This is a genomic window from Pseudomonas gessardii, from assembly GCF_001983165.1.
GTDB classification, from domain to species: domain Bacteria; phylum Pseudomonadota; class Gammaproteobacteria; order Pseudomonadales; family Pseudomonadaceae; genus Aquipseudomonas; species Aquipseudomonas gessardii.
Genome location: NZ_MNPU01000043.1, coordinates 1 through 26108 on the forward strand (window position 1 = coordinate 1; position 26108 = coordinate 26108).

At 56.1% G+C, this 26108-nt stretch carries 28 protein-coding genes; 27 read left to right on the forward strand and 1 reads right to left on the reverse strand.

Going from position 1 to position 26108, the window contains the following annotated elements:
• Positions 1-151: 151 nt before the first annotated feature.
• The 27 genes from BLL38_RS31150 to BLL38_RS23130 all read left to right on the forward strand — a co-directional run bounded on the left by BLL38_RS31150 (position 152) and on the right by BLL38_RS23130 (position 23943).
• The gene (locus BLL38_RS31150; protein WP_154220638.1) at positions 152-316 is read left to right on the forward strand and encodes a hypothetical protein; all 165 of its coding nucleotides are present in this window, start codon (positions 152-154) and stop codon (positions 314-316) included.
• A 275-nt stretch (positions 317-591) separates the two neighbouring features.
• Positions 592-870, forward strand: coding sequence for a hypothetical protein (locus BLL38_RS22995; protein ID WP_076964442.1), 279 nt, complete (start codon positions 592-594; stop codon positions 868-870).
• A gap of 96 nt (positions 871-966) precedes the next feature.
• Complete coding sequence (locus BLL38_RS23000; RefSeq protein WP_076964443.1) at positions 967-1296, forward strand: MFS transporter; 330 nt, start codon at positions 967-969, stop codon at positions 1294-1296.
• A complete protein-coding gene (locus tag BLL38_RS23005; protein ID WP_076964444.1) occupies positions 1293-1637 on the forward strand; it encodes a hypothetical protein in 345 nt (114 codons plus the stop codon). Before BLL38_RS23000 ends, BLL38_RS23005 begins: the two co-directional genes overlap by 4 nt.
• A 48-nt stretch (positions 1638-1685) precedes the next feature.
• On the forward strand, positions 1686-1877 hold the full coding sequence (locus BLL38_RS23010; RefSeq protein WP_076964445.1) for a hypothetical protein: 192 nt from the start codon (positions 1686-1688) through the stop codon (positions 1875-1877).
• Positions 1874-2062 (forward strand): hypothetical protein, encoded by a 189-nt coding sequence (locus BLL38_RS23015; protein ID WP_038440811.1) that lies wholly within the window; start codon positions 1874-1876, stop codon positions 2060-2062. Before BLL38_RS23010 ends, BLL38_RS23015 begins: the two co-directional genes overlap by 4 nt.
• Positions 2059-2532 carry an Ntn hydrolase family protein gene (locus BLL38_RS23020; protein WP_038440812.1) on the forward strand — a complete coding sequence of 158 codons (474 nt, stop codon included), beginning with the start codon at positions 2059-2061 and terminating at the stop codon, positions 2530-2532. Before BLL38_RS23015 ends, BLL38_RS23020 begins: the two co-directional genes overlap by 4 nt.
• Positions 2498-3121: a putative metallopeptidase gene (locus tag BLL38_RS23025; protein ID WP_076964446.1), complete on the forward strand. Its 624-nt coding sequence runs from the start codon at positions 2498-2500 to the stop codon at positions 3119-3121. Before BLL38_RS23020 ends, BLL38_RS23025 begins: the two co-directional genes overlap by 35 nt.
• A 31-nt stretch (positions 3122-3152) precedes the next feature.
• Complete coding sequence (locus BLL38_RS23030) at positions 3153-3629, forward strand: DUF2280 domain-containing protein (protein WP_076964447.1); 477 nt, start codon at positions 3153-3155, stop codon at positions 3627-3629.
• On the forward strand, positions 3604-4923 hold the full coding sequence (locus tag BLL38_RS23035; protein WP_076964448.1) for a phage terminase large subunit family protein: 1320 nt from the start codon (positions 3604-3606) through the stop codon (positions 4921-4923). Before BLL38_RS23030 ends, BLL38_RS23035 begins: the two co-directional genes overlap by 26 nt.
• 2 nt (positions 4924-4925) lie before the next feature.
• Positions 4926-6305 (forward strand): DUF4055 domain-containing protein, encoded by a 1380-nt coding sequence (locus BLL38_RS23040; RefSeq protein ID WP_076964449.1) that lies wholly within the window; start codon positions 4926-4928, stop codon positions 6303-6305.
• Positions 6305-7378 (forward strand): structural protein, encoded by a 1074-nt coding sequence (locus tag BLL38_RS23045; protein ID WP_076964450.1) that lies wholly within the window; start codon positions 6305-6307, stop codon positions 7376-7378. Before BLL38_RS23040 ends, BLL38_RS23045 begins: the two co-directional genes overlap by 1 nt.
• 171 nt (positions 7379-7549) lie before the next feature.
• Positions 7550-8275: a DUF6651 domain-containing protein gene (locus BLL38_RS23050; RefSeq protein WP_242627636.1), complete on the forward strand. Its 726-nt coding sequence runs from the start codon at positions 7550-7552 to the stop codon at positions 8273-8275.
• Positions 8276-8284: 9 nt separating this feature from the next.
• On the forward strand, positions 8285-9253 hold the full coding sequence (locus BLL38_RS23055) for a major capsid protein (protein ID WP_065943802.1): 969 nt from the start codon (positions 8285-8287) through the stop codon (positions 9251-9253).
• Between the two features lie 49 nt (positions 9254-9302).
• Positions 9303-9578: a hypothetical protein gene (locus tag BLL38_RS23060; RefSeq protein ID WP_076964452.1), complete on the forward strand. Its 276-nt coding sequence runs from the start codon at positions 9303-9305 to the stop codon at positions 9576-9578.
• 6 nt (positions 9579-9584) lie between these two features.
• Positions 9585-9953 (forward strand): hypothetical protein, encoded by a 369-nt coding sequence (locus BLL38_RS23065; protein ID WP_076964453.1) that lies wholly within the window; start codon positions 9585-9587, stop codon positions 9951-9953.
• A gap of 1 nt (position 9954) precedes the next feature.
• A complete protein-coding gene (locus tag BLL38_RS23070; protein ID WP_076964454.1) occupies positions 9955-10335 on the forward strand; it encodes a glutamate 5-kinase in 381 nt (126 codons plus the stop codon).
• A gap of 3 nt (positions 10336-10338) precedes the next feature.
• Complete coding sequence (locus BLL38_RS23075; protein WP_076964455.1) at positions 10339-10728, forward strand: HK97 gp10 family phage protein; 390 nt, start codon at positions 10339-10341, stop codon at positions 10726-10728.
• Positions 10725-11129, forward strand: a complete 405-nt coding sequence (locus BLL38_RS23080) for a phage tail terminator-like protein (protein ID WP_076964456.1) — start codon at positions 10725-10727, stop codon at positions 11127-11129. Before BLL38_RS23075 ends, BLL38_RS23080 begins: the two co-directional genes overlap by 4 nt.
• Positions 11129-11314: a hypothetical protein gene (locus BLL38_RS23085; protein WP_076964457.1), complete on the forward strand. Its 186-nt coding sequence runs from the start codon at positions 11129-11131 to the stop codon at positions 11312-11314. Before BLL38_RS23080 ends, BLL38_RS23085 begins: the two co-directional genes overlap by 1 nt.
• A 69-nt stretch (positions 11315-11383) precedes the next feature.
• The gene (locus BLL38_RS23090) at positions 11384-12553 is read left to right on the forward strand and encodes a phage tail tube protein (RefSeq protein WP_076964458.1); all 1170 of its coding nucleotides are present in this window, start codon (positions 11384-11386) and stop codon (positions 12551-12553) included.
• 57 nt (positions 12554-12610) lie between these two features.
• Positions 12611-13126 (forward strand): hypothetical protein, encoded by a 516-nt coding sequence (locus tag BLL38_RS23095; protein WP_051902987.1) that lies wholly within the window; start codon positions 12611-12613, stop codon positions 13124-13126.
• A 311-nt stretch (positions 13127-13437) separates the two neighbouring features.
• Complete coding sequence (locus tag BLL38_RS23105; protein ID WP_076964460.1) at positions 13438-17418, forward strand: tape measure protein; 3981 nt, start codon at positions 13438-13440, stop codon at positions 17416-17418.
• The gene (locus BLL38_RS23110) at positions 17415-17927 is read left to right on the forward strand and encodes a transposase (RefSeq protein WP_076964461.1); all 513 of its coding nucleotides are present in this window, start codon (positions 17415-17417) and stop codon (positions 17925-17927) included. The genes BLL38_RS23105 and BLL38_RS23110 overlap by 4 nt, the downstream gene beginning before the upstream one ends.
• The gene (locus BLL38_RS23115) at positions 17924-18409 is read left to right on the forward strand and encodes a DUF1833 family protein (RefSeq protein WP_076964462.1); all 486 of its coding nucleotides are present in this window, start codon (positions 17924-17926) and stop codon (positions 18407-18409) included. Before BLL38_RS23110 ends, BLL38_RS23115 begins: the two co-directional genes overlap by 4 nt.
• Before the next feature lie 381 nt (positions 18410-18790).
• The gene (locus BLL38_RS23125; protein WP_076964464.1) at positions 18791-21514 is read left to right on the forward strand and encodes a host specificity factor TipJ family phage tail protein; all 2724 of its coding nucleotides are present in this window, start codon (positions 18791-18793) and stop codon (positions 21512-21514) included.
• 59 nt (positions 21515-21573) lie between these two features.
• Complete coding sequence (locus tag BLL38_RS23130) at positions 21574-23943, forward strand: tail fiber domain-containing protein (RefSeq protein WP_076964465.1); 2370 nt, start codon at positions 21574-21576, stop codon at positions 23941-23943.
• Between the two features lie 99 nt (positions 23944-24042).
• On the opposite strand, the gene BLL38_RS23135 is transcribed toward BLL38_RS23130, so the two are convergent.
• Entirely contained in the window at positions 24043-26094 is a 2052-nt protein-coding gene (locus BLL38_RS23135; protein ID WP_076964466.1) for an acyltransferase family protein, read from the reverse strand.
• Positions 26095-26108 lie beyond the last annotated feature (14 nt).

Consider the following 26108-nt stretch of genomic DNA (forward strand, 5'->3'; position numbering starts at 1 on the left):
TCGGGCTGGTCTCGATACTGGATACGATAAACCGACTTAACCGTATAACCTGAACCGCCGTATACGGAACCGTACGTACGGTGGTGTGAGAGGACGGCGGATGTGAATCCGCCTCCTACTCGATCCTTAATTCTACTGCCGGTAGGTGCGCATGAAGCTAAAAGCCAAAAGCAATCTGCTGGAGCGCGCCAGAACGGCATGGGAGGCGGTCGCACGCCAAGTTGGCGAGACCGATTTCTCGCGCCATCCGCGCACCGGCGAGTATCTGCACCCCGGTGTCGCCATGGGCTGGCGCATCCACAAAAAGAATCTGTAGTTTCACCTGTAGCCAGGACAGCCCTCTGGAAGGCCTGGACGTCGATAGCCGGTAGTGCGACGTACGGAAACAACACCGGCAGCCCGTGCACTCTGACCTCACATGCTTGTGGAGTGGCGCGAGACAGATTCGGTGAGATCGATGCATTGGGGCGTCGACGCTGGAATTGTCTTTGGCTGACAGCGCGGAAAGACGCGCGCACCTATTCAGGGCCTCGACATTGATCGGGGCTTTTTTGTGTCCGTAACACCACTAGTAGAACCAGGAGAAGCATCATGCTGACTTTGAAAATGATGGGTAGCGAAGACCTTGCGGATAGCCACCCGTCCAAGAGCTTCACGCTCGTCCACCTCGCCAATCGATCAAGCATTGCGTTTGGTCGGGGCCCTGGCGGTCTACCGGAAATTCAGGTTGCGGATATCGAGGGCGAGATTGAAAAATTCTCTCCCGCCGGCAACACATACGTGCTTGAGGGTGGGAAGACGGTGGCCACATTTGCTCATATGCCACCGCCAGAGCATCGCGCTCAAGCTGAAATTTCTGGCGCTCTCTGAGGCCTATCGTTTTCGGCCCCACCACACCCATTGCTCTGAGCTGGGAGTGCTGTTGGGGCTGACCTATTTCAAGCATGCCCCCACGGAGTCGAGCGCATGGAGTTTCTGCACCGCCTGCTCGATAAGACCGAGTGGCTAATCGCCGGCCTGATTGGCGCAATCGTCGCCAGTTGGTGGCACAAGGACGACCTGGCCGACTGGCGTGCCTGGGTGATCTTCTTGATCACTGGCGTGGCCTGTTCGCTGTATCTGACCGGGATGGTGAGTGCTTACCTGGGCGTGACCGAGCCGAGCATCGTTGCCGGTATAGGTTTCCTGCTGGGCACATTCGGTGGCTCGCTCCTGGCAGCAATCAACCGAGCCATCAAAGCCGCTGACCTCTGGGCGCTTATCCGCCAGCGGTTCGGGGGAGGCAATCCACCATGAGTCTTGAATTGATCAACTCCATTGCCTGCGGCCTGATCGCCGCCTGGGCGACCTGGTGCGTGCTGAGCGGGAAGGTGAGGGACGGCATCCTCGGTAAGCTGATTTACTCGACGATCGCCATCACTGGTTTCGTTGTGATGGTGCGCAGCCAGAACATCTTCTTCGGCCCGACCACCGCCGGCCTGACTCTGCATGTCGCCCTGGCACTGGCCGGTGCCCGGCACATCTTCATGGTCACGTACTGGCAGAGGGTGAAGGTCTGGCTGTGCCGAACGCTGAACTGCGAGCACTGCCTGCACTGTGACAAGGCACCTGGTGGTGTCGAGCGTCGGACCAAGTAATCCGCGCCACGTTTTCAAATGCGCCAAATCGTGGCGCGGAGCTGTCCGATGCATAACGTTACCCGCCTGCGCCACGCGCTCCCGTTGGGCCAAGACATCAACGCCGCAGTAAGCGCTCTCGACAAGGCTATTGCCGATGCAGTGGATGCTGCCAAGGCAGCCGGGCTGCCCCAGGGGCTGATCGTGAGCTTGCTCCACGGCCACGCCCATGCGCAAACCCACCAGATGGTGTGCCAATGACCGCTAAAGTCCATGATATCGCCGACCACCGCCCGCACCTTAAGGTGGTAGCCAGTGATGGTGTCCACGTTCTTCCGCGTGAGCTTATCCAATCGGTGGTTGAGGGCAAGAAGCCGTCGACCATCCTGACCGAGTTGGTGGTGCGGCGAATCATTGAAGAGTGGCTACAACAGGTGACCGCATGACGACCATTGCCTACAAAGACGGAGTGATTGCCTATGACTCCCGAGTGACGCGCGGCTCTCTCATCGACCACGACGACTACGAGAAGCTGATCCATAGGAGTGGGCATCAGTTCCTGTTCACCGGTTGCGGTGCGGACTTTGCCGCCCTGATGGATGAGTTTTTCGGCATGAAGTCCAGCGATAAGCCGCTCGATGCGAACGGGCTGGTCGTCACCAATGGCAGGCTTTGCCAGATTGGTCGCGATGCCGAGAGCGGGTTCTGGGTGGACGAGGTGTGGATGGAGCGACCGTTTGCCATCGGTAGCGGGCGCGACTTTGCACTGGCTGCGATGGATATGGGCGCAACAGCCAAGGAAGCTGTCGAGGCTGCGGCCAAGCGCGATGTCTACACCGGCGGCACGATCCGTACTGTGATCATTAAAGAGGGGATGGCTGATGCAAAGACCACTGCCCCCGGCGTCACTGCTTGAGCTGTCCGATCTATCCGACTTCGGCATCCGCCTGACCCCTGCACCTGAAGTGTGGGAGTGGCTCCAGGCCGAGATCCTCGCCGACACCGGCATCATTCACAACGAAGACCATGCTCATCTTCTGGATGCAGACATCCGGATCATGTGGGCGTCGTCGAGCTTCGAGAAGCAGGGCCGCACAGTCTTGGGCCAGGCCGAGCAGGTAGCGTTCCGCGCGGGTGGTTGGCAGAAAGCCCGAATGGAGCAACAGATGCGTGATTGGTTCGGCGATGTGCCGGCCTTCATCATCACGTTGGCTGCCGACTACTGCGCCGAGTGCAGTGACACCGACTTCTGCGCACTGGTTGAGCATGAGCTGTACCACATCGCCCACGCCAACGATAAGTACGGCCAGCCTGCCTTCACCAAGGAGGGGGCGCCGAAGCTGGAGATGCGCGGTCACGACGTCGAAGAGTTTGTCGGTGTCGTCCGCCGCTACGGTGCAAGCCCTGACGTTCAAGTGTTGGTGGATGCTGCAAACAGTCCTGCTGAGGTGGGGAAATTGAACATTGCGAGGGCCTGCGGAACCTGTCTGCTGAGATCGGCCTGATTTTTGACAGGCATTAGACGGAACCAAACCTATGGCAGCCCTGAAAAATGAGGTGAAAGGCTTCATCGTTCAGGCGTTGGCGTGCTTTGACACTCCCTCCCAGGTGGTGGAGCAGGTCAAACAGGAATTCGGCATTGAGATATCTCGCCAGCTGTGTGAGTCGCACGACCCCACCAAGCGCGCCGGGGTGAACCTTGCGGTCAAGTGGGTGACGCTGTTCCATGACACCCGCAAGCGGTTCCGCGAAGAGACTGCTGAGATTCCAATCGCCAACCGCGCCTATCGCTTGCGCGCGCTTGGACGCATGGCTGTAAAGGCCGAGAACTCAAAGAACATGGCCCTTACTGCTCAGTTGCTGGAGCAGGCCGCTAAAGAGGTTGGCGACGTCTACGTGAATCGTCGCCTTGAACCTGAAAAGCCCCTTGGCTCTCAGGCGGATCAGCAGCACGCCATTGCTGAGTACACGCTGGAGCCAGACGAGAATGTCCCGACTACCCCGTACCTATGATGCCCCGGTTCAGTTGACGAAGAAGCAGGCCAACATTTACGTCTGGGGATTCCAGCCCAATGCGCGCTTTCGCGATGCCGTGTGTGGGCGCCGGTTTGGTAAGACTTTCCTCGGCAAGGCTGAGATGCGCCGAGCTGCGCGACTGGCTGCTGAGTGGGGCGTGAGCGTCGAGGATGAGATTTGGTACGCGGCTCCTACACAGAAACAGGCCCGCCGCGTCTTCTGGCGCAGGCTGAAGCAGGCCATCCCGCCAGAGTGGCGCGAGAGCAAGCCAAACGAAACCGACATGCTGATAACGCTCAAGAGCGGTCACTTGATCCGGTGCGTGGGTCTTGAGAACTACGACGATCTCCGCGGGTCGGGCCTGTTCTTTGTCCTGGTGGATGAATGGGCGGACTGCAAATACGCAGCCTGGGAAGAAGTGCTGCGCCCGATGCTTTCGACCTGCCAGTACACGATTCCCGACGTAGGAGTCCGCAAAGGGGGTCACGCGCTGCGCATTGGCACTCCGAAGGGCTTCAACCACTGCTACGACACTTATCTGGACGGAAAGCCAGGCGGCGAGCCGGATCACAAGAGCTGGCAGTACACGTCACTCCAGGGCGGGAACGTCCCTCCTGAAGAGCTCGATGCGGCCAAACGCAAGATGGACCCGCGTACGTTCCGCCAGGAATACGAGGCCGGGTTTGAGAACTACTCGGGCGTTGTCTACTACACCTTTAGCCGATCCGAATGCAGGACCGGCGAGCGAATCAAGCCTGGCGAGGCCCTGCACATCGGCATGGACTTCAACGTCATGAAAATGGCGGCGGTTGTCTTTGTTGTCCGCGATGGTCTACCGCTGGCCTTGGATGAGTTTCATTCCGTGCGCGATACGCCAGAGATGATCGAGAAGATCCAGGCGCGGTTCGTCGGGCACAACATCGCCGTCTATCCGGACGCCTCGGGCCAGAACACCAGCAGCAAGAATGCCAGCGAGTCGGACCTGTCGTTGCTCATGAAGGCCGGCTTCACCGTCGTGGTCAACTCGACCAACCCTGGCGTGAAGGATCGAGTGAATTCCGTCAACGCTATGTTCCTGAACACCTACGGCGAGCGCCGGATGAAGGTGAACATTGACCAATGCCCTCAGTTCACTTTGTGCCTGGAGCGCCAGACCTACACCGACAAGGGCGAGCCTGACAAGGATCCTAAGAAGGGTCACGACCACATGAACGATGCCGGCGGCTACTTCATCGCCAAGCGTTACCCGATTAATGCAGAGATGACATCAACCCAACCACTGAGAATGTAACCATGAGCGATAACCCGGCAATCACGCTGCCTGCTGTCGACGCCATGCGCGCCTACTGGGCCGTGATTACTCCGCTCATGAGCGGTACGATGGCAATGAGGAATGAAGGCAAGAGCCTGCTGCCTCAGTATCCTGCCGAGGATGACAACTCCTACAAGGAGCGTCTGAGGCTGTCCACGCTGCTCCCTGCCTACTCGGAGACGGTCGGCAACATGACCTCCCGGGTGTTCGCTGAGCCTTTGCAGGTCGGTGAAGATGTGCCCGATCAGATCAAGGAAATGACCAAGGACATCGACCATGCTGGCAATGACCTGAATTCCTGGTCTGTCGAGTTTTTCCGCGAGGGCTTGAGTCACGGACTTTGTCATGCGCTTGTGGATCACCCTGTTGCCGAAGGCGTCCGCACCCAGGCCCAGGAAATCGCAGCCGGAGTTCGTCCGTACGCAATAATGATCAAGCCAGAGCAGGTTCTTGGCTGGCGCTCCAATGGCGGCCAGCTCATCATGTTCCGCTACTCCGAGTCTGTCGAAGAGCCGGATGGCGAGTTTGGCGTGAAGTGCGTCTATCAGGTCCGGGTCCTTGAGCCTGGGTCGTGGCGGACCTACCGAGCACCGGAGAAGGGTGGGGCGCTGGTTCTGCATGAAGAGGGTACGAACAGCCTCAAATACATCCCCCTGGTGACCTTCTATACGGGTCGCACAGGCTTCATGACCGCCAAGCCCCCACTGCTAGAGTTGGCCCACCTCAACGTCAAGCATTGGCAGAGCCAGAGCGACCAGGACAATATCCTTCACGTTATCCGTGTGCCGATCTTGGTTCGCCTTGGCGTGCAAGCCACGTTCGACAACCAGGGCAAGCCTGTTCCGCCTGAATTCAAAGTGGGCACTGGCGCGCTGACCGATCTGCCCAAGGATGGCGACCTCAAGTATGTCGAGCACACCGGAGCTGCCGTCAAGGCTGGCCGGGAGGCGCTGCAAGACCTACTCGACGAAATGCGCATGGCCGGCGCCAAGCTGCTCACGCCAGAGAAGAGCGCCACCAAGACTGCCACCCAGGCAGAAGAGGAGTCCGCTCAGGAGCTTTCCCCGTTGGCCCGTATGGCGAACCACTTTGCTGACTGCTTGGCGCAACTGCTCCAGTTCATGGCTGATTACCGTAGCCTGGGCGAAGGCGGCGCGGTCGAGATTCGCGGCAACTTCGACGTTGACTACATGCCAGAGGTGTCACTGCCGACGCTTGTCGCGATGGCCAATGCTGGGATGCTGTCCAAGGAAACCCTGTTCGCCGAGATGCAGCGCCGGGGCGTCATCAGTGACGAATACGAATGGTCCCTGGAGTTGGCCAAGATTGAAGGCCAAGGCCCTGCACTCGGTACGCTGTGATGAAAACCCCCAACGATAAGCTGTTAGATAAGCTGATCGGGCATGAGGTTGACCTGCAACACCTGAGCAATGCCCAGGTCGTTGCGATAATCAAGATCCTCAACAGCAAGGACGCTGATCTGCGTGCTTCGCTGATTGCTGCGATCGACAACCTTGGCCCCAATCTGTCGGCGGACTCGGTGGATGCGGCTCTGTCCAAAGTCCTGCGCCTGAATCAGTCCACTTTCGTGGATGTCCGTCAGGCACTTGACCAGGCCACTGACGGCGTTATCAGTTATGAGATCGCATTCCAGCAGGGCGCGCTTCAGACTGTGATCCCCGCCGTCGTGCAGGAGTCCTTCCCGATTGCCGTTGCGCAGTTCAGCCAGGTCAAGGCGATTGCCCAGGCCAGGCCATTCCAGGGGCGTTTGCTCAGGGAGTGGTTGGATGGCATTGAGGCGTCTCGGGCTGCCTCCGTTCGTGACGCCGTGCGTGCTGGGGTCGTTGAAGGGCGAACCACCGCCGAAATCGTCCGCAACATCATGGGCACCAGGGCGGAGAAGTACGCCGACGGCATCCTGCAAAAGTCGCGCAGGGAGATAGAGGCCGTTGTCAGGTCTGCCGTATCGAGTACCGCCGAGGCTGCCAGTGATAAGGCTTTCGAGGCGAACAGCGACATCATCAGTCACGTTGAGTGGATAAGCACCCTCGACACACGCACTTCGACTACCTGTCGCATCAGGGACCGTCTGCCGTACACCCTTGGGACCTACCTGCCTATAGGGCACAAAATCCCATGGCTTGCAGGTCCTGGGAGAATCCACTGGTGCTGCCGATCGACCAAGCTGCCGATCCTCAAGAGCGCATCGAAGCTCGGCTTCAGCGATGGAGCCACACGGGCCTCAATGGACGGCCAGGTGCCGCAGTCAACGAACTATGCCCAATGGCTGGCCCGTCAGTCAGCGGCGCGCCAGGACGAGATTCTTGGTCCTGAGCGCGGCAAGCTGTTGCGACAGGAAAAGCTCAAGCTGGACGACTTCTACAATGACCGTGGGAAATTCCTCACACTGGATCAGTTGCGGGAGCGCCTGTAATTCCCCGAGACACGAAATGCCGACATTCGATTTTGTGTCGCAACCCAAGCCTCGCTATATGCGGGGTTTTTTTCTGCCTGCGGTTCGGATGGACGGGGCGACAAAGAGCCGGATGGCTCATCAACTGGCCGGATGGCCCAGAGAGACATGATGAAACTCAAGACTGTTGAAGTGGACGGCAAGCAATACGCTGAGATCCTGGATGGCAAGCCCGTATATGTCGAAGACGATGGCAAAGAGGTCGCCTTTGATGCTGTGGGCACTCGCAGCACCATCACCCGCCTGAACGCCGAAGCCAAAGACCACCGTGTACGCGCCGACTCCGCCGAGAAGATCGTAAAGAGCTTCGAAGGCATCGACGACCCCGCGGCGGCCAAAAAGGCCCTGGGCATTGTTGCAAATCTCGACGCTAAAACGCTGGTGGATGCCGGCGAGATCGAGAAGGTGAAGGGCGAGATCAGCAAGGCCTTCCAAAGTCAGCTTGACGAAGCCAACGGCAAGGCGCAGACCTTCGAGCAGCAGCTGTATGCCGAAAAGATCGGTGGCAGCTTCGCACGCTCCCAGTTCATCGCCGAGAAAATGGCTGTTCCGGCCGATATGGTCCAGGCCGCGTTTGGCAGCAACTTCAAGATTGAGGAAGGCAAGGTGGTCGCCTATGACACCCAGGGCCAGAAGATCTTCAGCCGCGCTCGCCCAGGCGAACTGGCTGACTTCAACGAAGCGCTTGAAACCCTCGTCTCACAGTACCCCCATCGCGATCACATCCTGAAGGGCTCCGGCGCCAATGGCGGCGGCGCACCAAATGGCGGTAATCCGAGCCAAAAAACCAAGGGTGACTTTGGTGGCAGCAAGGAAGATCGAGTCGCCGCCATCAAAGGCCTGACCGCTACCGAATAAGGAGGCCCAATGGCCCTTTCGAACATGAAGGTATTCAACGAATACCTCAAACGCGTCACCATCGAGACCCTGGCGCAAGACGTTGAGAAATTCAACGCTGCTTCGGCAGGTTCCATCCGCCTGACCACTCAAGGCATTGACGGCGACTTCCTTCAAGAGTCGTTCTGGGCCGGCCTGCATGGCGCACAGCGTCGTGTTGATCGTTATGCTGCAAACGGCGCACAGGCTGCAACGCCTCTGGCGCAGAAGCAGTACGACTCCGTGAAGATCGCGGGCGGCTTCGGTCCCATCCTGTGGGAGCCGGCGCAGTTGTCGTGGGTGCAGAAGAACCCGGAAGAGGCGCTGGAAGTAATCAGCCGCAATCTGTCCGAAGCCATCATGTCGGACCAGCTGAACACTGCGATTGCCGCCCTGGTGGCTGCGATTGGGAACCAGCCGTCCGCCACCAACGATGTTTCGGCCACTGCCGGCGTGAGTTACATCGCCATCAACAATGCCCACGCATTGTTCGGTGATGCCTCTCAGCGCCTGGTTGCCCAAGTCATGACCGGCGCCATGTACCACAAGCTCCTGGGTCAGAACCTGGCGAACGCCGAGCGACTGTTCCAGTTCAGCGGCGTGCAGGTGGTCGATATCCTGGGCAAGGCCGTAATCATCACTGATGCCGCGGCCCTGTACGAAGCCGGCACACCGAACAAGCAGAAGGTGCTGAGCCTGGCCGACGGCGCGGCGGTAGTCATGGATGGCTCCGACCTCATCACCAACATCCAGACCTCCAACGGCAAGGAGCGGATCGAGACCACCATGCAGGCGGACTACACCTTCGGTCTGGGCATGAAGGGTTACACCTGGGACACAGCCAACGGCGGCAAGTCGCCAACAAGCGCCGAGCTGGCCACCGGCACCAACTGGGATCTGGTTGCGAACAGCATCAAGGCTTCGGCTGGCGTTCTCACCATCGGCGATGCCGCCCAGTAATCGAGAAGGCGGCCTTCGGGTCGCCTAATCCACCTTCCAGGAGTCCACCATGGACGAGAAAATCGTTTACGAGAAACACCCGGTCACTGCTGAGCGTAAAGCCGAACTGCGCCAGAAGGGCTACAAGATCATCGACGCCAAGTTCGCGCCTGATGACTACAAGCACCCCGAGCCGATGAAAAAAGGGTCTTCGGGTGGCGACAAGCCGTCCAAGGGTCTGAAGGTCGATGAGATCAAGGCGAAGCTGGCCGAGAAAGGCATTCCGTTCGATGAAAACGCCGAGCGTCCAGCCCTGGCCGAGCTGCTCGACAAGCCGCAGGAGTAAAGCCCCGTGACGACCTACATCAGTGTTGCGCAGGTGGACGCCCTGCTGGGTTCCAGCTGGGCCACGGAAGACAAGAAGCCGCGCGCGGTGCTGATGGCGAACACATGGCTTACCAATCTCGGTCTGCCAGCGTTCGACCAGATCCCGGATGATGTGGTCCAGGCCGGAGCCGAGATTGCCAGGGAGGCAGCAGCCGGCCGGATCTACGGAACGAAGGAAACCGGTGTGGCGGAGAAGTCCGTGAAGGCCGGTAGCGTGTCCAGCAGCAAGTCGTTTTCCGAGTCGTCCCGAACCATCAGCGCGGGCGAGTCTTTCGCCTTGGCGCTGCTGGCCAACTACCTTGGCTCTGGCCAGGTCAAAGTCGTGAGGTGCTGAAATGGGCCTACGCGACGATATCCAGGCCGACCTGGCCGAGGCGTTTGATACCGACCTGGCTGATGCGGTTTTCCCATTCACTGGTGAGTACCTGGGCCCCGGTGTTCGCAATCCAATTACAGAAGAGACCACGGCGCAGCCAGTGTTCTACAGCGGGCGCGGCGTGCTGGACTCCTACGACAGCCGACGCATCGACAACATCAACATCAAGGTCGGCGACGTGATGCTGATCTGTCTGGCGAACGAAATCACGGACGTTCCGGCCGTTGGACACAAGATCACCACTCAAGATCTGCTCACCGGGCAGCAAGCCGTGTATCAATTGGTAAGTCCTGGCCTGGACCCGGCAAAAGCCCATTACGAAATCCAGCTGAGGAAGTGAGCCATGGCGAAGTCGAGAGGATGGACTACGCCGCCAAGCTTGTTTGTCGGAGTTATCGAGGAACAGCTTACGCAGCGCGTCCGTGTAATCGCGATGGCGATGCTCAATGAGATCGTCCTGCGCTCTCCGGTGGACACCGGACGTTTCCGCGGTAACAACATCGTCAGTATTGGGTCACCGGTCTACACCATTACAGCGGATGTCGATCCAAGCGGCGGGGCCACGATCAACCGCGGGCTTTCGGTCATGACAGGGCTTGAGCCATTCACACAGGTTTTCATCCAGAACAATTTGCCATATGCCGTCCCTCTTGAGGATGGGCATTCGAAGCAGGCGCCGGCCGGAATCTACGCCGTATCCTTCAATGGCGTCTCCCAGGCGTACAGCTCATGACCTTCGAACAGATCCGCGCCATCGTCATCGGCCGCATGACGCAGTGGGCAGGAATCCCATCAGACGCCGTTGACTATCCGAACCCCGATAAGCCTTTCGATAAGGAGAGCAGAGATATTTGGGCCAGGCTCGCAGATGTACCGGGCCTATCCAGTACCCCAGAGGTCGGCATAGGCCCATGCGTGCGCCGAACCGGGATCATCGTCATTCAGCTGTTCGTGCCTACATACAAGGGCACGCTTGCCATCACGCGAGCAGCTGACACGCTTGTCGAGCAATTCGAGTACTACAGCGACCCGTCTGGGCCTTTTGATTGCTTCGCCGCCTCTGCGCAGGTTGTGGGCGACGACGGGCTGGGTTGGTATCAGGTCAACGTTCGTATTCCATACAGGGCCTACTGATGCAGACGATGAAGGTAAGGCTCGGCGCCGTAGTCGTCGACCGAGAGGTTGCGCACATGACCAGAAGAACTGGTGAGGACGGCGTTGAGATTGAATATCCCGAGCCGTTACTGAATCCGGGAGAAGTGGTCTACGGGCGTGATGCAGACAACGTTCTGATTATCGCCACCTCGAACCCTGGCTGAGCCAAGTAAACGCATCCATCCACCGCCACATGGCGGTTTTTTTACGCCTATTGATAGGAGAAACACCCCATGTCCAGTGGTGCCAAGGTCTCGACCGCGTGGAAACGCGAGATCACCCCAGGAATCACCCCGCCCGGCGACTGGAACGTCCTGACCCGGGTCAGCTTCGGCCTGTTGCCCACCTACAACAGCGAAGAAAACAACGAAATCGGCGTTGATCGCATGGCCCAGGGCACCGCCCAGACCACGGTTGATGTTGGCGGCGACGTGGAGACCAAGCTGCGCTTCGGCGCCTTGGATGAATTCCTTGCGTCCTGCTTCGGCAAGGATTGGGTCGGCAACGTCCTAACCATGGGCAACGACCGGATCTCGTTCTCGATCGGCTCCTACGCCAGCGACGTAGGTATTGCGGCGATTGCCCGAGGCGCCCAAGTGGCGACGATGAATTTCGAGATCCCGAATGACAACGAGATCAACGTCACCACCACCTTTGCCGCGATTGCCTGGGACGACAAGGCCGACAACACGTCGTTCATCGTCAACCCGCAGTCTGAGGCGCGCCAGCGCCGCTATGGCTTCAAGGACGTGACCGGCCTGAAGATCAACGGTGTGCAGTTGGGTGAAGACAACGCCTGCGTCGACAGCTTCAACCTGCAGTTCGACAACGCCGTCCAGACTCAGCGCTGCATCGGTAACGGCAACCCGTTCCCTGGCAACATCATCCCGACCACGTTCACCCCGTCCGGCTCTATCACCATGAGCTGGTCGAAAGCGGCCTACACCTACTGGAAAGCCCAGCAGACCGGTGATGCACTCAGCTTCGAGTTCACGCTGAACAACGCCGACGGCGGCTACACCTTCTTCCTGCCAGAAATGGAAGTCAGCGGTGATTGGCCGGACGGCGGTTCGACCGACATCATCCAAGTCGAACTGAGCTACACCGGCCGTCGCGTGCCACCGACCATCACCCGACTGCCAGCGCCAATCGTTATTGCCGCCGTAGCCGTAACCCCAGCAACCGCCAGTGTTGCCGTGGGCGCCACTGTCGACCTGGAAGCGGCTGTAACCCCGGTAGGCGCAAGCCAGCTTGTGACCTGGACCACTTCCGACGCCACCAAGGCCAGCGTCAGCGCTACCGGCCTGGTCAAAGGCGTGGCAGTTGGTACCGCCACCATCACGGCTACCAGCAAAGCGGATGTCACCAAAACCGACACTGCTGAAATCACCATCACCGCTTAAACCCTTTGCCCGGCGCGCCCTGCGGTGCGTGCCGGGCCTTTTACCGCAGAGGAATTTATGGCTCTCGTCATTACTCAGGCTCCAAAGCTGGACCTTGAAGGCACGCGCTGGGTCGATATCGACAAGGGTGTGAAGGTCAAGATAGGGTCAGCAGGTAACCCAAAGTTTAAATCTCATCACGCACTGATCCAGCGACACCAGGCCGTGGTGGATTCTCGCTACGGTGTCGGCACGGATGGTTTTGATCCAGCGAACACTGAAATTTCCGAGATTGAGAGCATGGATGACATGCTGGTCGATCTAGTTTGCAAGCACCTGATTCTTGATTGGGAGGGAGTGGAGGAGGCCGAAGCTCCAGGTGTCGACACTCCATACACTCAGGAGCGCGGCAAGCTTCTCATCGCTGTGCGCCCAGACGTGTACTTCATCGCCCTCAAGGTGGCGAGCGACATCGCCACGCGTGCCGAAGAGAAGGTAGCCGGAACCGTGGGAAAGCCCTCGCGGCGTACCAGTGGGGCCGCGACTGGGCAGGCCAAGCCAACGAGAAAAAGCGCTGGAAAGAAGAGCGCTTAGGGGGCGGTGTTCCAGAAGCGCCTGTAATTGATGGCGTGACCTCCGAAATACTTCAGGCCTACGCAATCATCGGCCGCTCTCGGCAGTACGTGGGAATGATGGGGGCGCCCGCTCCAATCGGTCCAGCCGCAATCGGCGATTACTTGAGTAGGTACCCCTCTGCGATAAGTCGTGAGGAGTTCGACTCCGCCATTTTCGCCCTTGACGATGACTTCCGGAAGAGCTGGGAAGAGCAGCAGGAAAGGGACAAGCCCAAGCCACCGAAAAAACCGTAACCCGCTCAGCGGGTTTTTTAACGCCTGGAGAAAGTTATGGCGCAGGAATCCCGGCTCTCGATAGTCATCGACTCGCGAAGCGCTCAACAGCAGGTCGACGCACTCAGAGGCAGCCTGAACAGCCTGCAAAACTCTGGTTCCCAGGCTACGGTCAGTGTTCGCGGGCTTGGGTCGGCTGCAAAGGCTGCGGCAGGCGCATTGGCTGGGATCGGTGTTGGTCGCCTAGCCAGCAGCCTGCTGGAGATGACTGATCGATTCAAGACCATGTCCGGCCAAATCAACCTGGTCAGCACCTCGACCGCCGAGGCAGCCCGCACTTTCGAAACACTGAAGGCGATGGCGAACTCCACAGGCTCAAGCCTGGAAAGCACCGTAACGCTGTTCACCCGGATGTCGAACGCCACCCGTGGTGCAGGCTTCTCCCAAGAGCAGCTGCTCAAGGCGACGGATGCGGTCAACAAGGCGTTTCTGGTATCGAGCGCAACGCAGCAGGAAGCAACAGCGGCAAGTATCCAGCTTTCCCAGGCAATGGCATCCGGCGTACTTCGCGGAGAAGAGCTGAACAGCGTAATGGAACAGGCGCCGCGTATCACTCGCGCTCTGTCCGAGTACCTGGGCGTGTCCAATGGACAGATCCGCGCTATGGCTGCCGAGGGCAAGATCACATCCGAAATAGTGATGAACTCCCTGCTGCGCTCGCTTTCGTCCCTGAACAAAGAAGTGGCCACCATGCCGCCTTTGTTCGAGCGTGCATCGCAGGTGCTGAAGAACAACTTTCTCGCCGCAATTGGCCAGGTTGATACCCAGCCGGCCATTGATTCCGTGAAATCTCTGGGAGAGGCGTTTGCGTCTCCCGAGATCATCAGCAACATCAAGGCCCTTTCTACCTCCCTGTCGAGCATCGCAAGCATTGGGGTTCAAGGGTTCCAGGGCCTGGTGTCGAATATTGACGCCCTGATTGCAGTTACCGGCGCCTACGCCGCCCGGGTTGGTACCGGGCTTGTCATATCTTTGGCAGCAGCAGCAAAGGCCCGCTATGACTCGATAGTTGCCACGCAAGCGCAGATCGTCGCAGAGCGCCAAGCAACACTTTCGGCAGCAGATGCAGCCGCACAGGCAAGTCGAAGCGCTGTCGCCGATCAGGCTGCAGCGTTGGCGACTGCGCAGCGGACATTGGCTGAAACGGCTGCGGCCAGAGCCTTCCAGGCAAATGCGCTGGCGCAGATCCAGGCGGTTCAGGCGCAGCTTGTCGCAGATCGAACTCTTGAGCAGCAACGTCTTCGTGCACAGATTACCGATGTTGGTCGTCAGCAATCCTTGGCTCGCCTGGCTGAAATCCGTTTGGCGGAGGCAGCAGTCACCACTCAACAGACAGCAGCTCAGTCGGCACATAATCAATCGTTGAGCGCGGAAGTTATCGCTCAGTCACGCGTAACTGCCGCAAACGTGGCATTGGTTGCATCGCGAGAAGCTGACACGGCTGCAGTCTCAGCACAAAGTGCAGCACAATTACACCTTAATGCTGCACAAAGCACGGGCGCCCGAGCCTCTTCCGCGTTGCTTGGTCTGGCAGGTGGTCCTATTGGTTTGCTGACCACGGCCATCACTGTGGCCGCTGGCGCGGCGCTGTACTTCGCCACCAGCAGTGATAGCGCAACACAGTCGCTTATCGACCAAAATCTCACGATCGACGACTCGATTTCTAAGTACCAGAAGTTGACAGCTGAACAGCAGCGCTACCAGTCCGCAGCATGGATGGAGTCAGAGCGTAAAGCCCTGGAATCAGCTACGAGCGCACTGAACGACTATTTCAACCGGGCTCAGGCTGGCCTTTCTTCGGTTGGCTCGTCGGGTGTCGAGGCGGTCGGCGAATTCCAGCGGATGTTTGACCAGGTCAAGTCCGGCCAGCGGTCTCTCGACTCCCTGACAGCGTGGATTAGCAGCAACACGCAGGTGTCCGCTGTTTACCGTGATGAACTGGTCAAGCTTGCCGCGTCGTACTCAAGCAGCAGCCAGAAGGCCGCCGACTTCCAGGCACTGCTTGGGAAGAGCAAGGAGCCGCTTGATAAGGCGGCGGCGGGTGCGCGAGCTCTAGCTGATTCTCAGTCTGCATCCTCTGCCGCCGTATCGGGCGGGGCTCAGGCTTGGGATAAGTACATTTCGCAACTGACCCAGACCAGAGACCTGATAGGGGCCAATGCATCCCAGGAAGCCGCGTACAGCGCTGCCAAAGCAGGCTTCAATACACAGCAAATTGAATACGCCCGCCTGATAGGCCAGCAAACCGATCTGCTGAAGAAGTACGAGCAGGCAGTCAAGGACGGTAAAGCCGAGGAGCAGTCGCGCCTCAAAGTCCAGCTGACAGCCTCTATCACTGCTTCGGAGGCGATCAAGGCTCAGACCGAAAGCCAAGCCCAGTCCATGAAAAAGATGGCTGAGCAGGCGGAGTCGAGCGCGAAGCGCCAGGTTGACGCAATTCAGACGGTCATTGATCAAACGGTTCGCTATGCCAAGGGCTTGTCGCTGGTCGAAACCTATCAACCAAAACAGAACCTTCAGGGGTCGTCGCTGCTCACATTCGGACAGGCGCAGCCACCGAAGCAGGAGGCGAAGGCGCAAACGAAGACCGTCGCGCAGATGGTCCAGGATGTTCTGGACCAGATCGACGGCAACACCGACACAAAGACTAAAAAGCCAAAGGCTGAAAGTGGCCTTGCCAGCAAACTAAGCGCCGCTCAAACGGCGTTTGACGGGCTGTATAAGGCAGCACAGCCAGCCAAGTTTGCGCTTCAGGAGTACGTAGAGAAGCAGGGCCAGCTGGCTCTTCTGCTGTCCAAAGGCAAGATCACTCAAGACGAATACAACCAGGCGCTCGCCCAGGTATCCGTCAACTACGCCGCCGCCATCAAGGGCGCCCAAGGCCTTACCCAGGCCGAGCAGTACCGGGCACAGCTTGAGAAGCAGCTACAAACGGACCGCGATCAGAATGAGCTCAATACCAACTCTGTTGGGATGGGCGACCTTCAAACCGAGCGCTACCAGAAGCAGATTCAGCTCGTCCGCGACACGAACGCCACTATCCAGAACCTTATGGGGGAAAAGGACAGGGTTGAGTCGGAGCGGGAGAAGCAAGCTTTGCAAAGGCAGATCGACCTGCAGAGAGAGTATCTGCCGCTGCGCATAGCAGAAATGCAAGCCGGCTGGGCCCAGATGGATCAGGCCATGCTCAACCCTATCAACGGTTGGACGGCGGCGGTCCAGAACTTCGGCACGCAGGCAATGGACATCGCAGGGCAGACCCAGTCGATCTTCTCGTCGGCCTTCAACACGATCTCCACCGACATCACATCAGCGATCATGAGCGGCACTCTATCGTTCAGCACTCTCGGTGATATCGGGAAGAACGTATTGCGCGAGATCATCGCTGGCTTCGTCAAGATGGGCGTCCAGATGGTGGTCAACGCTGCGCTGAGCGCAACTCTTGGGGCGGCGAGCACAGCAGCAACTGCGGCTCTGGCTGGCACTACCGCTGCCGCTTGGGCGCCGGCAGCAGCACTGGCGTCTCTGGCGAGCTTCGGTGCGAACTCCGTGCCCGCGGCCGCAGCACTGACCTCAACCACTGCGCTTGCATCGACCCTGGCAGTAATTCCAGGGTTCGCCACTGGTGGCTACTTTACTGGCGCGGGTACCGCGAAGTCCGATAGCAATCTGGCGCGCATCAGCGACGGCGAGTTCATCGTAAACGCTGCAGCTACAGCCAGAAACAGAGGGCTTCTTGAGTCGATCAATGCTGGAGAGCGCATGTCTAGCAGGTCTTCTTCTGCGCTAGGAGGCGCAGCCGCGCCTTCCGCGACAATCGTCAACCTCAATGAAGACGCATCCAAGGCCGGCCGGGTTGAGAGTCGGCGAGAGGATGGCGGGGATGTGATCGACATCTTCGTTGCGAACATCATGAGCGATGGATCCGCGCACCAGGCCCTATCTGAAAAATACAATCTAAGCACGGTGGGCTCATGATCAAGTACCCGAAAGAACTGCCGTTGCCCCTCCAGGATGGATACAAGCTCAACACCGAAGATCCTAAGTTGAGCTCTCAGCTCAGTTCGGGGCGGATCAGGGAGCGCCGCCGATTCACGTTTGTTCCTACTAGCATCAAAGTCCGATGGAACATGGACGAGATGCAGGCATCGTTCTTTGAAGCGTGGTTTGCTCGCACATTGGTAGATGGGACGCTTTGGTTCGAAGCAACACTTAAGACACCAGCTGGGTTCAAGGACTACATCTGCCGGATCCTAGGCATGTATGACGGGCCAGAACTTGTGCAGGTAAACCGATGGGAGTTTTCCGCAACGCTTGAGCTTCGCGATCGGCCTTTGATGGAGCCGGGCTGGGAGAACTTCCCAGAGTTCTGGTTCAACAAGGACATCATTGACCCTGCCATTAACAGGGAGTGGCCGCTCAGTCCGTACCAAATCCATATGGGGGCTTTCGATGCTGGAGTTAACCAGGAGTGGCCGGAGCCATGAATCCACTCGACGTCTGCTACGCATCACCAGGTACCGAGGTTCTAATCCCTACGTTTGAGATTTTCAGCGATGCCTGGAGCGAATCAATCCTGATTTGTGCCGGGTTTGAGAATCAGACATGCGGGACGGAGGACGGTCGCACCGTTACGTTTGAGGCCGGCGGGATCGACGTGTCCTATCCGACCAAGGACAACACCGGCAGCCAGTCGGTTACATTCGCCATCGACGGCGTGACGGGGAGGGCACAAAGCCTGATCCGCCAGGCCATGGATGCTGACGCAATCATTCGCTCAACCCTTCGGCTGTACCTCAGCACGGATCTGAGCAGGCCTTCTCAGCGCCCGTACTACCTGGTCACCACTGGCGGAAGTTTTGAAGGCGCAACAGTTCGCGTTGACGGGGGGTACTTCAACCTTATCGACACTAACTTCAACCGTGAAACCTTCAACGCCCTCAACGCCCCTTGCATTAAGTACCTCTAGCCATGCCATCACGATACCTAACTTCCACCTATAAGGACGGCGGTCGCGAACTGCCGTCCGTAGATTGCTGGGGTCTGACGACCATAGCCAGGTCCGAGCTGTATGGACTGCCTGGGCTTTCCCCGTTTGGAGAGGTAACCCGACACGGCATTCATGCCTTTCAGCGCTCGTACAGAGCTGAGGTGGGCAGGGCGCTTGAGCGCTGTGAGCCTTTCCCGGGAGCGATAGCAGCAGCCATGAAGGGCGACATCTGTGCGCACGTAGCGCTTGTTGTGCTCAAGGAGGGCCGGCTGCAGGTTCTGGAGATAAACCCCGGAAGTGGGGCGCGGATCGTTCGCCTCCAGGAATTCAAAGACAACTACATGACGGTGGTGTTTTATCGTGATCGAGATCTATGCGAACAAGCTTGATCAGGATGTTCTGCGCGAGTATCGGGTAATCGCTGAAACTACCGTTGAGCAGTGGCTGATCGACAACGTGAAAGGCTACGAGCGCCGTGATGTGCCGCCCATGAGCATTGCTGTCAACGGATGCTTGACCAATCCGGCCGAGTGGCAAGATTTGGTGTTTGGGGCGAACGACAGGGTGCAGATCTGGATCGAGCCGAAAGGCACAGACCCAATATCCATCACCATTGCCGCTATCAAGGGACTGCAGGCTGTGATGAAGCTCATCACGCCGCGCGTGAAACTGCCCAAGACGGGATCTCCACAGCAGGGCAACAACCTGGCAGGGGCAAACGCCAAGGCGAACCAGGTGCGTTACGGCGACCCCGTGCGCGAACTTTTTGGCGAGGATGAAATATTTCCCGATTACATCGTCGAGCCGCGGCGTTTCTTCAAGGGCCCGCGGGATGAGTGGCAGCAGATGCTGCTCTGCGTGACTCGCGGTGAATGCCAGATCAATCCAAGTGACATCAAGATCGGGAACACGCCATTAATTGCCCTGGGGGCAAACGCCACCTACCGAGTTTATGGTCCTGACGAAGACCTGAGTGCAGATCCTGCCGCTCAGTGGTGGTACCAGGCGCCAGAGGTTGGCGTCACTGCAACAGGAACCTCGGGCATTGACCTCAAGACTACCGTTACCATTCCGCCCGAGCCAGGCGCGCAGGCATATCAGTTCAATGGTGACCTGGTATCTATCCCTGCTGGTGCTGGCGAATTCCCGGCCGGCTGGGCAATCGGGATGATATTGCGGATCGAGGTCATGTATCAGTACATGGTTACCGCGGGCGGGGGAGTTGGTGGGCGAGATGTGATTTCTGGGCCGATTGAGCAGCTTGGGGCGTTTCCAGGAATGGAAATCGAGGTGGTAGGTGCGAACGAAGGTCTCTATGTGGTCAACGACTACACGCCTGCTGCTGGTGGAGATCCGGCGCACATGACTCTCAATACCACTGGGGGCGCCCCTGTTTCGGGGCTGCTTGCCGGTATTGGGTGGGCATGCATCGGTTATGCAGGGTTGCGTTACAGGATCATCGCATCAAGCGCATCGCAGGTTGCAGTTGATCGGCTTACATCCTCTGGCGACACGGATAATGACTGGCAGGGATTCGACTTTATTGAGAGCAACTCAGCCGTTCTTAGTCTCGACAACTCAAACCTCGAGGGTGATTGGGCTGGGCCATTTGCTCTATGTCCGCCTGGCGAGAGGGCGACCAAGCTCTCGATAACTGTCATGTTTCCAAGCGGTCTGGCAGGAGTAAGCAAGAAGGGGGCTCTTTATTCGCGCGCAGTGACGTACGAGTTTCAATATAGGGACATGTCTACCGGTGGAGCGTGGACTTCCTATGTGGATCGTGTGGTGTATGCAACTCTCGACCAGATTGGAATTACGCGCGACATAACCCTTCCAGGAGCATACAGGCCGGAGGGAAGGATGCGTCGAATAGGTGCAAAGTCAAATGACACGAGCGTACAAGACAACATCCAGTGGTACGACGCGCGCGCTCTGCTGCCAAGCCCTTCTAGTTATCCAGGCTGGACCACGATTGCCATATCTGCGGCCGGCGGCGGGAAAATCTCAAGCCAGAGCGAGAACAAGGTTTCTGTCGTGGCCACGCGAAAGTTGCCGATTTTGGTTGATGGCGCCTGGACGCCAGATAACAGGGTGACGAGGGATATTGCTCCGGCTTTCAATTACATAGCCAAGGCTCCCGGCTATCAGGATGCAGACATTGATACTGACGAGTTGGTGGCTTTCGACTCAATATGTAAGGCCCGAGGCGACACCTTCAACCTTTCCGTCGAGTCGTTTATGACGGTAAAGGAAGGGCTCAACACCGCACTTGCCCCTGGGTTTGCAGAGTTTGCTATTAGCCGTGGAAGACTGCGCCCTGTTCGAGACCAGAAGCGCGATGGGTTTGATACGGAGTACTTCCCAGCTGGGACGCAGGGTTATTCAGCGCAGAACATGAAAGGCCCACTGAAGATCAGCTTCAAGTCTCCAGACCCAGGGTCTGAGCATGATGGTGTAGACGTCAAATACAAGGATCGAATAACCCGCCAGACAGAGACGGTGAAGTGCCGCCTTCCAGGCCAGCTCGGGCTAAAAGTAGAAACCGTTGAAGCGCTGGGCACCAGTGAGCGGGACAGGGCTTATCGCCTGGGAATGCGGAGGGCAAGTGAAACGCGCTACCGGCGGTGGGCCTACTCCTTTGAAACGGAGCTAGACGGCAACAACAGCGACTACATGGGGCTAGCTGGCGTATCGGATGACACGCCAGGCAGGGGGCAGAGCGCGCTACTGCTGGGCATTCAATCCGGTCCTGGCGGTTACGTCCTTGAAAGCTCAGAGCCATTCATTTGGGCCATAGGCTCCGATCATTCGGTTGGCATCCGCCGGCTAGATGGCACGCTCAGTGGGCCATGGAAGGCAACCAGAATCGGCGAGTACTACCTGAGCATTCCGACGATTGATTTCGTTCCAGACACCAGTTGGGACAGGGAACCCCCGCACCTGTTGTTTGGGCCGGTCAGCCGAGAGTGTCACCGCGTCCTGATCAGCAAAGCCACTCCCAAGGGCAGCGAGAGCGTATCTGTCCAGGGTTTCAACTATGACGACAGGGTCTATCTGTACGACGACGCGACAGCGCCAGATTAAATAATCACACCCCACACAAACCCGCCATCGAGCGGGTTTTTTTGTGCCCGGAGAAAAGAATGCCATACGACACGAAGAATCCTGTCCCGTCTACCGATCCGCGCGACCTTTACGATAACGCTGGGATCACGGACAAGTACGTGAATGGCCAAGAGCCTTTCGTCCCAGACCGCCTCGGCCTGCAGCGCCGTACCTGGAAAGGTATGGAGGTCGACTTCAACAATGCCCAGGAAGGGCGTCAAACAGCCTTCGATCAATTCCTTGAGTCGTCGGCGTTCGTATGGATCGGCGATTACGGCGCCGGCCTGACGTTCACCAGCCGCAGCCAGTACATGGTTCGCGACGGTCAGAACTACCGCCTAGCAAGTAGCACTACGCTTCCGTATACCGCAACGGGCAATTGGGCGCTGGAACAGACCAAGTTCAGCCTGGTAAATTCTGAAGATGTTCTTCGACAAGAGTTGTCGCTGCCTGATGGTGCAACGCATGTGGTTAATGGCGCAGAAACCGTAGCTGTAGCCCTTGACCGGGCCGGCGAGCAAAACGAATTTGCCTGGGGCAACGTAAAGCAAAACACCGAGGACTTTGCCAGCTTTGGGCCAAACCTCGCGCCAGCGCTGAGTGGCTTTGCAAAAGTTGGGTTCGACGCATCCGGCGTGCATGCGGCGGGTACTTCCGGCAGCTTGACTGCGGCTATCGCCATACCTGCTTTTTCGCAGTTCAAGCTCGTTGTTACGGTAACAACTACAACTCCTGGATATATTCAGTTCAAGCTTGACACCGCAAACGTTTTTGATGATACACCGGAAGGATACTACTTCAGCGACGCCGCAATTCTTGCGGACGGCATTGAGCAGGACCGGGTACTTAGCACAAGTGACTACACCTTCCTCGCCTGGACATCCGCCGTAGCAAGATCACAGTTATCAGTGGTCACTGATAATGCATGGGCTGGAACAATTAGCGCAATTGACTTCCGAGAAGTCACGCCCACGAAGTTTGCTGTGGCTGGGTGCGGGGCTGATGTCAATGGCCCTGAGAATCCAATCGGACTGAAGCTTGTTGGATACAACCGAAACGATATGGCTATTGGTGACAAGCTCACGCTTGGCATGTTCTATAATGACGGGCAGCCTCTTATGGGCGCACACAACGTGGCAATGGGCGCTAGAGCCCTAGGGTCACTGGTGTTTGGCGGAGCTAATACTGCTTTTGGCAGCTTTACTCTTCAATACAACGAAGCAACAACCAACGTAGGCTTTGGTTATTCTGCTCTTAAGTTAAATACTAAAGGGCAAGAAAATACCGCAGTTGGTTATAAGTGCGGTGTCTACAACACAACCGGATATCGAAACAGCTACTTTGGATTCTGGGCAGGTGCGCTAAATCATACCGGATCTGAGAACACCGCTCATGGATGGTACGCTGGTCGTAACGCTAAAGGTGGCAGCACCAATACTTACCTCGGTAGTCGCAGCGGGCAATCAAACATCGATGGCAGCAACAACACATTTCTTGGAGCATTCGCTGGATACGGTACCGGTAGCGCAATCATCTCGTACAACAATGTCTTGTGTATCGCTCCTGAGTCGTTAGTTTACGGCGACAACGGCATAGCTATTGGTTTCCAGGCAAAGGTTGGAGCAAGCGGTGCTTTAAACATTGGTGGCGTTGCAACAGGACGTAATGCCAGGGCGACGGGAAGTGACGGTTCAATCGCTCACGGGCTTGACGCCTTGGCTAGTGGTGGTCGCTCCATTGCTTTAGGGCAGGGCTCAAAAGCGGTAGGAGTTCAGTCGGTAGCTTGCGGGGCTCTTTCAGAAGCCAATGCTGATAACACTACGGCACTCGGCGCCCAGGCTGGCAGAAATAACACCGGAGCAGGCAACACTTTTGTCGGTCAGACATCTGGCAACCTTGCGGCAAACAGTTTTAGTAACTGCTCGCTTCTTGGTAAAGGAACTGCCGTAACGGGGAGCAACCAAGTTCAGCTTGGCGACTCAGCAACCACTACTTACGTGTATGGGACTGTACAAAATAGGTCAGACTCCCGCGATAAAATCGACATCCAAGAAACTAATCTTGGCATTGATTTTGTCATGGGACTGCGGCCAGTAAATGGGCGTTGGGACTTGCGGGAAGACTACCGAGTCGTAAATGAAAATGGGGAAGTTACGGTTTTTGAGAAAGACGGCAGTCGATCTCGAAATCGCAAACATGAGTGGTTTGTCGCTCAAGAGGTGCAAGCGCTTTGCGAAAAAATGGGTGTCGAGTTTGGCGGTCTTCAGCACCATGCATTTTATGGTGGCGACGATGTTTACTCGCTTGGATATGACGAATTTATCCCGCCCGTTGTGAAGGCTGTGCAGCAATGCTGGTCGCGCATTGATGATTTGGAGCGGAGGATTGCTGCTCTTGATGGAAAGTGACGTGTAGGTTTGATTTAATAATCACTTGCCACTTATGAAAGTGGTTTGTCGCATGGCTTTTATTTAAATAGGGGCGCAAGCTGCGCCCCTATTTAATAACTATTTGAATTTGTGTTCGATAAACTCAGTAAGTTTGGTGGCTACAATCTTGCTTCCTGAATTGCTAAGGTGGTGCCCGTCACGAAAGAAAATATCGCTATTGTCGCTGGAATAACACTTTGTTTTGTCGCAAAATAGCGATGAAGCATCAAAAATCTGAACGTTTTTACTTACTGAAGCTATATCTTGCAATATATCATCATATTGTTTGTTTCGTCCCTCAAAACTTGAGCGGGATATGCTGCAGTCCGGCTTGCTAATCTTGAAAGGCCTTGTTGCACAAGCTCTTGGGCTTATTAGGAATTCAGGTGTATCCTTCACTAACACTACTTTTTTGCCTGATGAAATAAGCTCTTGCACAGACTTTTTTAGACCCTCAGCAAATAAAGCCTTCTTATTGCTAACATCATTGGTTTCTCCGATGATGTATCGACTGTTAGGGTTGTTGTCATTTATTCCCTTGTGTTCTGGCGCCACTCCCTTATCAGAAAGATATACTCCGCCTAGAGATGCAAGTACAACGATTTTGGCATTGCTGGATTTTATTAAATCTATAGAGTTGTTGTTAGCTATTTCGCATTCGTATTTTGATTTGTTTGATACCCATGCCTTTACGCCTAATATTGGTGGGCAGCTGTTCCGGCCAATCAAAAGCCAGTTTTTATTTTTTACGCTCTTAAGTCCAGGGAATAGATGCTCCGCATGACTGTCTCCCCATAGTATATATTCTTCGTCTTTATTATTGTCTATCTTGTTGCACCAGCTCATTTCCTTGTACTTTATGTTTTTATCTAGGCAGCTTGCTATTTCATATTTGTTTAGGTCGTTGGATTTATTAATAAGATTTTTCCTTACCTGCCTATCAGAAACCCCTTGCTCTTTGTAAATCAAGTATCCGGACAGGCCAGTAGCCAGCATTAAAAAAAATAGAATCGCTGTTTTGCTTTTTCTTTTTACATTAAGTCTAAGAGGGTTTTCAATAAGTGCGTACGTCGCCCATGCAAGTAGGATTGACGCAGCTAAAGCGGATATTCTTATTTGTGCGCTTGGCGTATCAGCTTCGATTATTCTGATAAAAGAAAGAATAGGCCAGTGCCATAGATAAAGCGGAAAGCTGATTAAACCTATCCAAACCATTATTTTGTTTGAAAGTAAATGCTTATTAATTAATGCATTGGGCCCAGCACTAATAATAAGCGCTGTTCCTACTGTTGGCAGTAATGCCCAGTATCCAGGGAACAAGCTCTCTTTTGTGATAAAAAAGATGCCTGCCATTATCATTAAAATACCAAGTATCGACTGTGCGTTTCTCAGGATTTCTAATGGCTGTGTATTTTGGTTCCGATATATGTATTTTGCAAAAATGTTGTATGTTAATAGTCGATGACTGAATATTTTTGCAGGTCTGTACATAGAGAAATATGCAATAATAGAGCCTATAAGAAGCTCCCAGAATCGGCTTTGTGGCGAGTAGAATGCCGCAGACGAATCGCTCTTAATAGTAATTAATCCTATTAAAAAAGAAGCTGATGCAAGTATTATAATTATTGATAGTCTATTAATTTTTGACTTCCATATTGCAAGCAATAGGATTGGCCATATAATATAAAACTGTTCTTCAATCCCTAGGGACCACAAATGCAGAAGAGGCTTTGTGTCAGATAAATTATCAAAGTAACCTGTCTCGCTCCAAAAGACTAGGTTTGCAACGAATCCTGCTCCTCCTGCGGTATGCTTTCCAAGCTGCATATACTCATCAGCCAATAATGATATCCAGCCGAAGGTAAGACATGTAATTAATACCAGTATAAGTGCGGGGTAAATTCTGTTTATTCTTCTGCTGTAGAAATCAAGAAGGCTAAATTTGTCGTTGTCTAGGTTTGAGAATAGTATTCTTGATATCAGATACCCTGATATAACAAAAAATATATCTACACCGATAAACCCTCCATTTAAAATTGAGGGGAAAGCATGAAAAATAACAACCGATAAAACGGCTATCGCTCTTAATCCGTCGATGTCCGGCCGATACACTGTGTTTTTGCTATGCATGACTTCCCTTTCTC

What these genes read in the sequence shown, in the direction of transcription:
- BLL38_RS31150 (WP_154220638.1), top strand. Translation starts at nt 152, where the DNA reads ATGAAGCTAAAAGCCAAAAGCAATCTGCTGGAGCGCGCCAGAACGGCA.
- BLL38_RS22995 (WP_076964442.1), top strand. Translation starts at nt 592, where the DNA reads ATGCTGACTTTGAAAATGATGGGTAGCGAAGACCTTGCGGATAGCCAC.
- BLL38_RS23000 (WP_076964443.1), top strand. Translation starts at nt 967, where the DNA reads ATGGAGTTTCTGCACCGCCTGCTCGATAAGACCGAGTGGCTAATCGCC.
- BLL38_RS23005 (WP_076964444.1), top strand. Translation starts at nt 1,293, where the DNA reads ATGAGTCTTGAATTGATCAACTCCATTGCCTGCGGCCTGATCGCCGCC.
- BLL38_RS23010 (WP_076964445.1), top strand. Translation starts at nt 1,686, where the DNA reads ATGCATAACGTTACCCGCCTGCGCCACGCGCTCCCGTTGGGCCAAGAC.
- BLL38_RS23015 (WP_038440811.1), top strand. Translation starts at nt 1,874, where the DNA reads ATGACCGCTAAAGTCCATGATATCGCCGACCACCGCCCGCACCTTAAG.
- BLL38_RS23020 (WP_038440812.1), top strand. Translation starts at nt 2,059, where the DNA reads ATGACGACCATTGCCTACAAAGACGGAGTGATTGCCTATGACTCCCGA.
- BLL38_RS23025 (WP_076964446.1), top strand. Translation starts at nt 2,498, where the DNA reads ATGCAAAGACCACTGCCCCCGGCGTCACTGCTTGAGCTGTCCGATCTA.
- BLL38_RS23030 (WP_076964447.1), top strand. Translation starts at nt 3,153, where the DNA reads ATGGCAGCCCTGAAAAATGAGGTGAAAGGCTTCATCGTTCAGGCGTTG.
- BLL38_RS23035 (WP_076964448.1), top strand. Translation starts at nt 3,604, where the DNA reads ATGTCCCGACTACCCCGTACCTATGATGCCCCGGTTCAGTTGACGAAG.
- BLL38_RS23040 (WP_076964449.1), top strand. Translation starts at nt 4,926, where the DNA reads ATGAGCGATAACCCGGCAATCACGCTGCCTGCTGTCGACGCCATGCGC.
- BLL38_RS23045 (WP_076964450.1), top strand. Translation starts at nt 6,305, where the DNA reads ATGAAAACCCCCAACGATAAGCTGTTAGATAAGCTGATCGGGCATGAG.
- BLL38_RS23055 (WP_065943802.1), top strand. Translation starts at nt 8,285, where the DNA reads ATGGCCCTTTCGAACATGAAGGTATTCAACGAATACCTCAAACGCGTC.
- BLL38_RS23060 (WP_076964452.1), top strand. Translation starts at nt 9,303, where the DNA reads ATGGACGAGAAAATCGTTTACGAGAAACACCCGGTCACTGCTGAGCGT.
- BLL38_RS23070 (WP_076964454.1), top strand. Translation starts at nt 9,955, where the DNA reads ATGGGCCTACGCGACGATATCCAGGCCGACCTGGCCGAGGCGTTTGAT.
- BLL38_RS23075 (WP_076964455.1), top strand. Translation starts at nt 10,339, where the DNA reads ATGGCGAAGTCGAGAGGATGGACTACGCCGCCAAGCTTGTTTGTCGGA.
- BLL38_RS23080 (WP_076964456.1), top strand. Translation starts at nt 10,725, where the DNA reads ATGACCTTCGAACAGATCCGCGCCATCGTCATCGGCCGCATGACGCAG.
- BLL38_RS23085 (WP_076964457.1), top strand. Translation starts at nt 11,129, where the DNA reads ATGCAGACGATGAAGGTAAGGCTCGGCGCCGTAGTCGTCGACCGAGAG.
- BLL38_RS23090 (WP_076964458.1), top strand. Translation starts at nt 11,384, where the DNA reads ATGTCCAGTGGTGCCAAGGTCTCGACCGCGTGGAAACGCGAGATCACC.
- BLL38_RS23095 (WP_051902987.1), top strand. Translation starts at nt 12,611, where the DNA reads ATGGCTCTCGTCATTACTCAGGCTCCAAAGCTGGACCTTGAAGGCACG.
- BLL38_RS23105 (WP_076964460.1), top strand. Translation starts at nt 13,438, where the DNA reads ATGGCGCAGGAATCCCGGCTCTCGATAGTCATCGACTCGCGAAGCGCT.
- BLL38_RS23110 (WP_076964461.1), top strand. Translation starts at nt 17,415, where the DNA reads ATGATCAAGTACCCGAAAGAACTGCCGTTGCCCCTCCAGGATGGATAC.
- BLL38_RS23115 (WP_076964462.1), top strand. Translation starts at nt 17,924, where the DNA reads ATGAATCCACTCGACGTCTGCTACGCATCACCAGGTACCGAGGTTCTA.
- BLL38_RS23130 (WP_076964465.1), top strand. Translation starts at nt 21,574, where the DNA reads ATGCCATACGACACGAAGAATCCTGTCCCGTCTACCGATCCGCGCGAC.
- BLL38_RS23135 (WP_076964466.1), bottom strand. Translation starts at nt 26,094, where the DNA reads ATGCATAGCAAAAACACAGTGTATCGGCCGGACATCGACGGATTAAGA.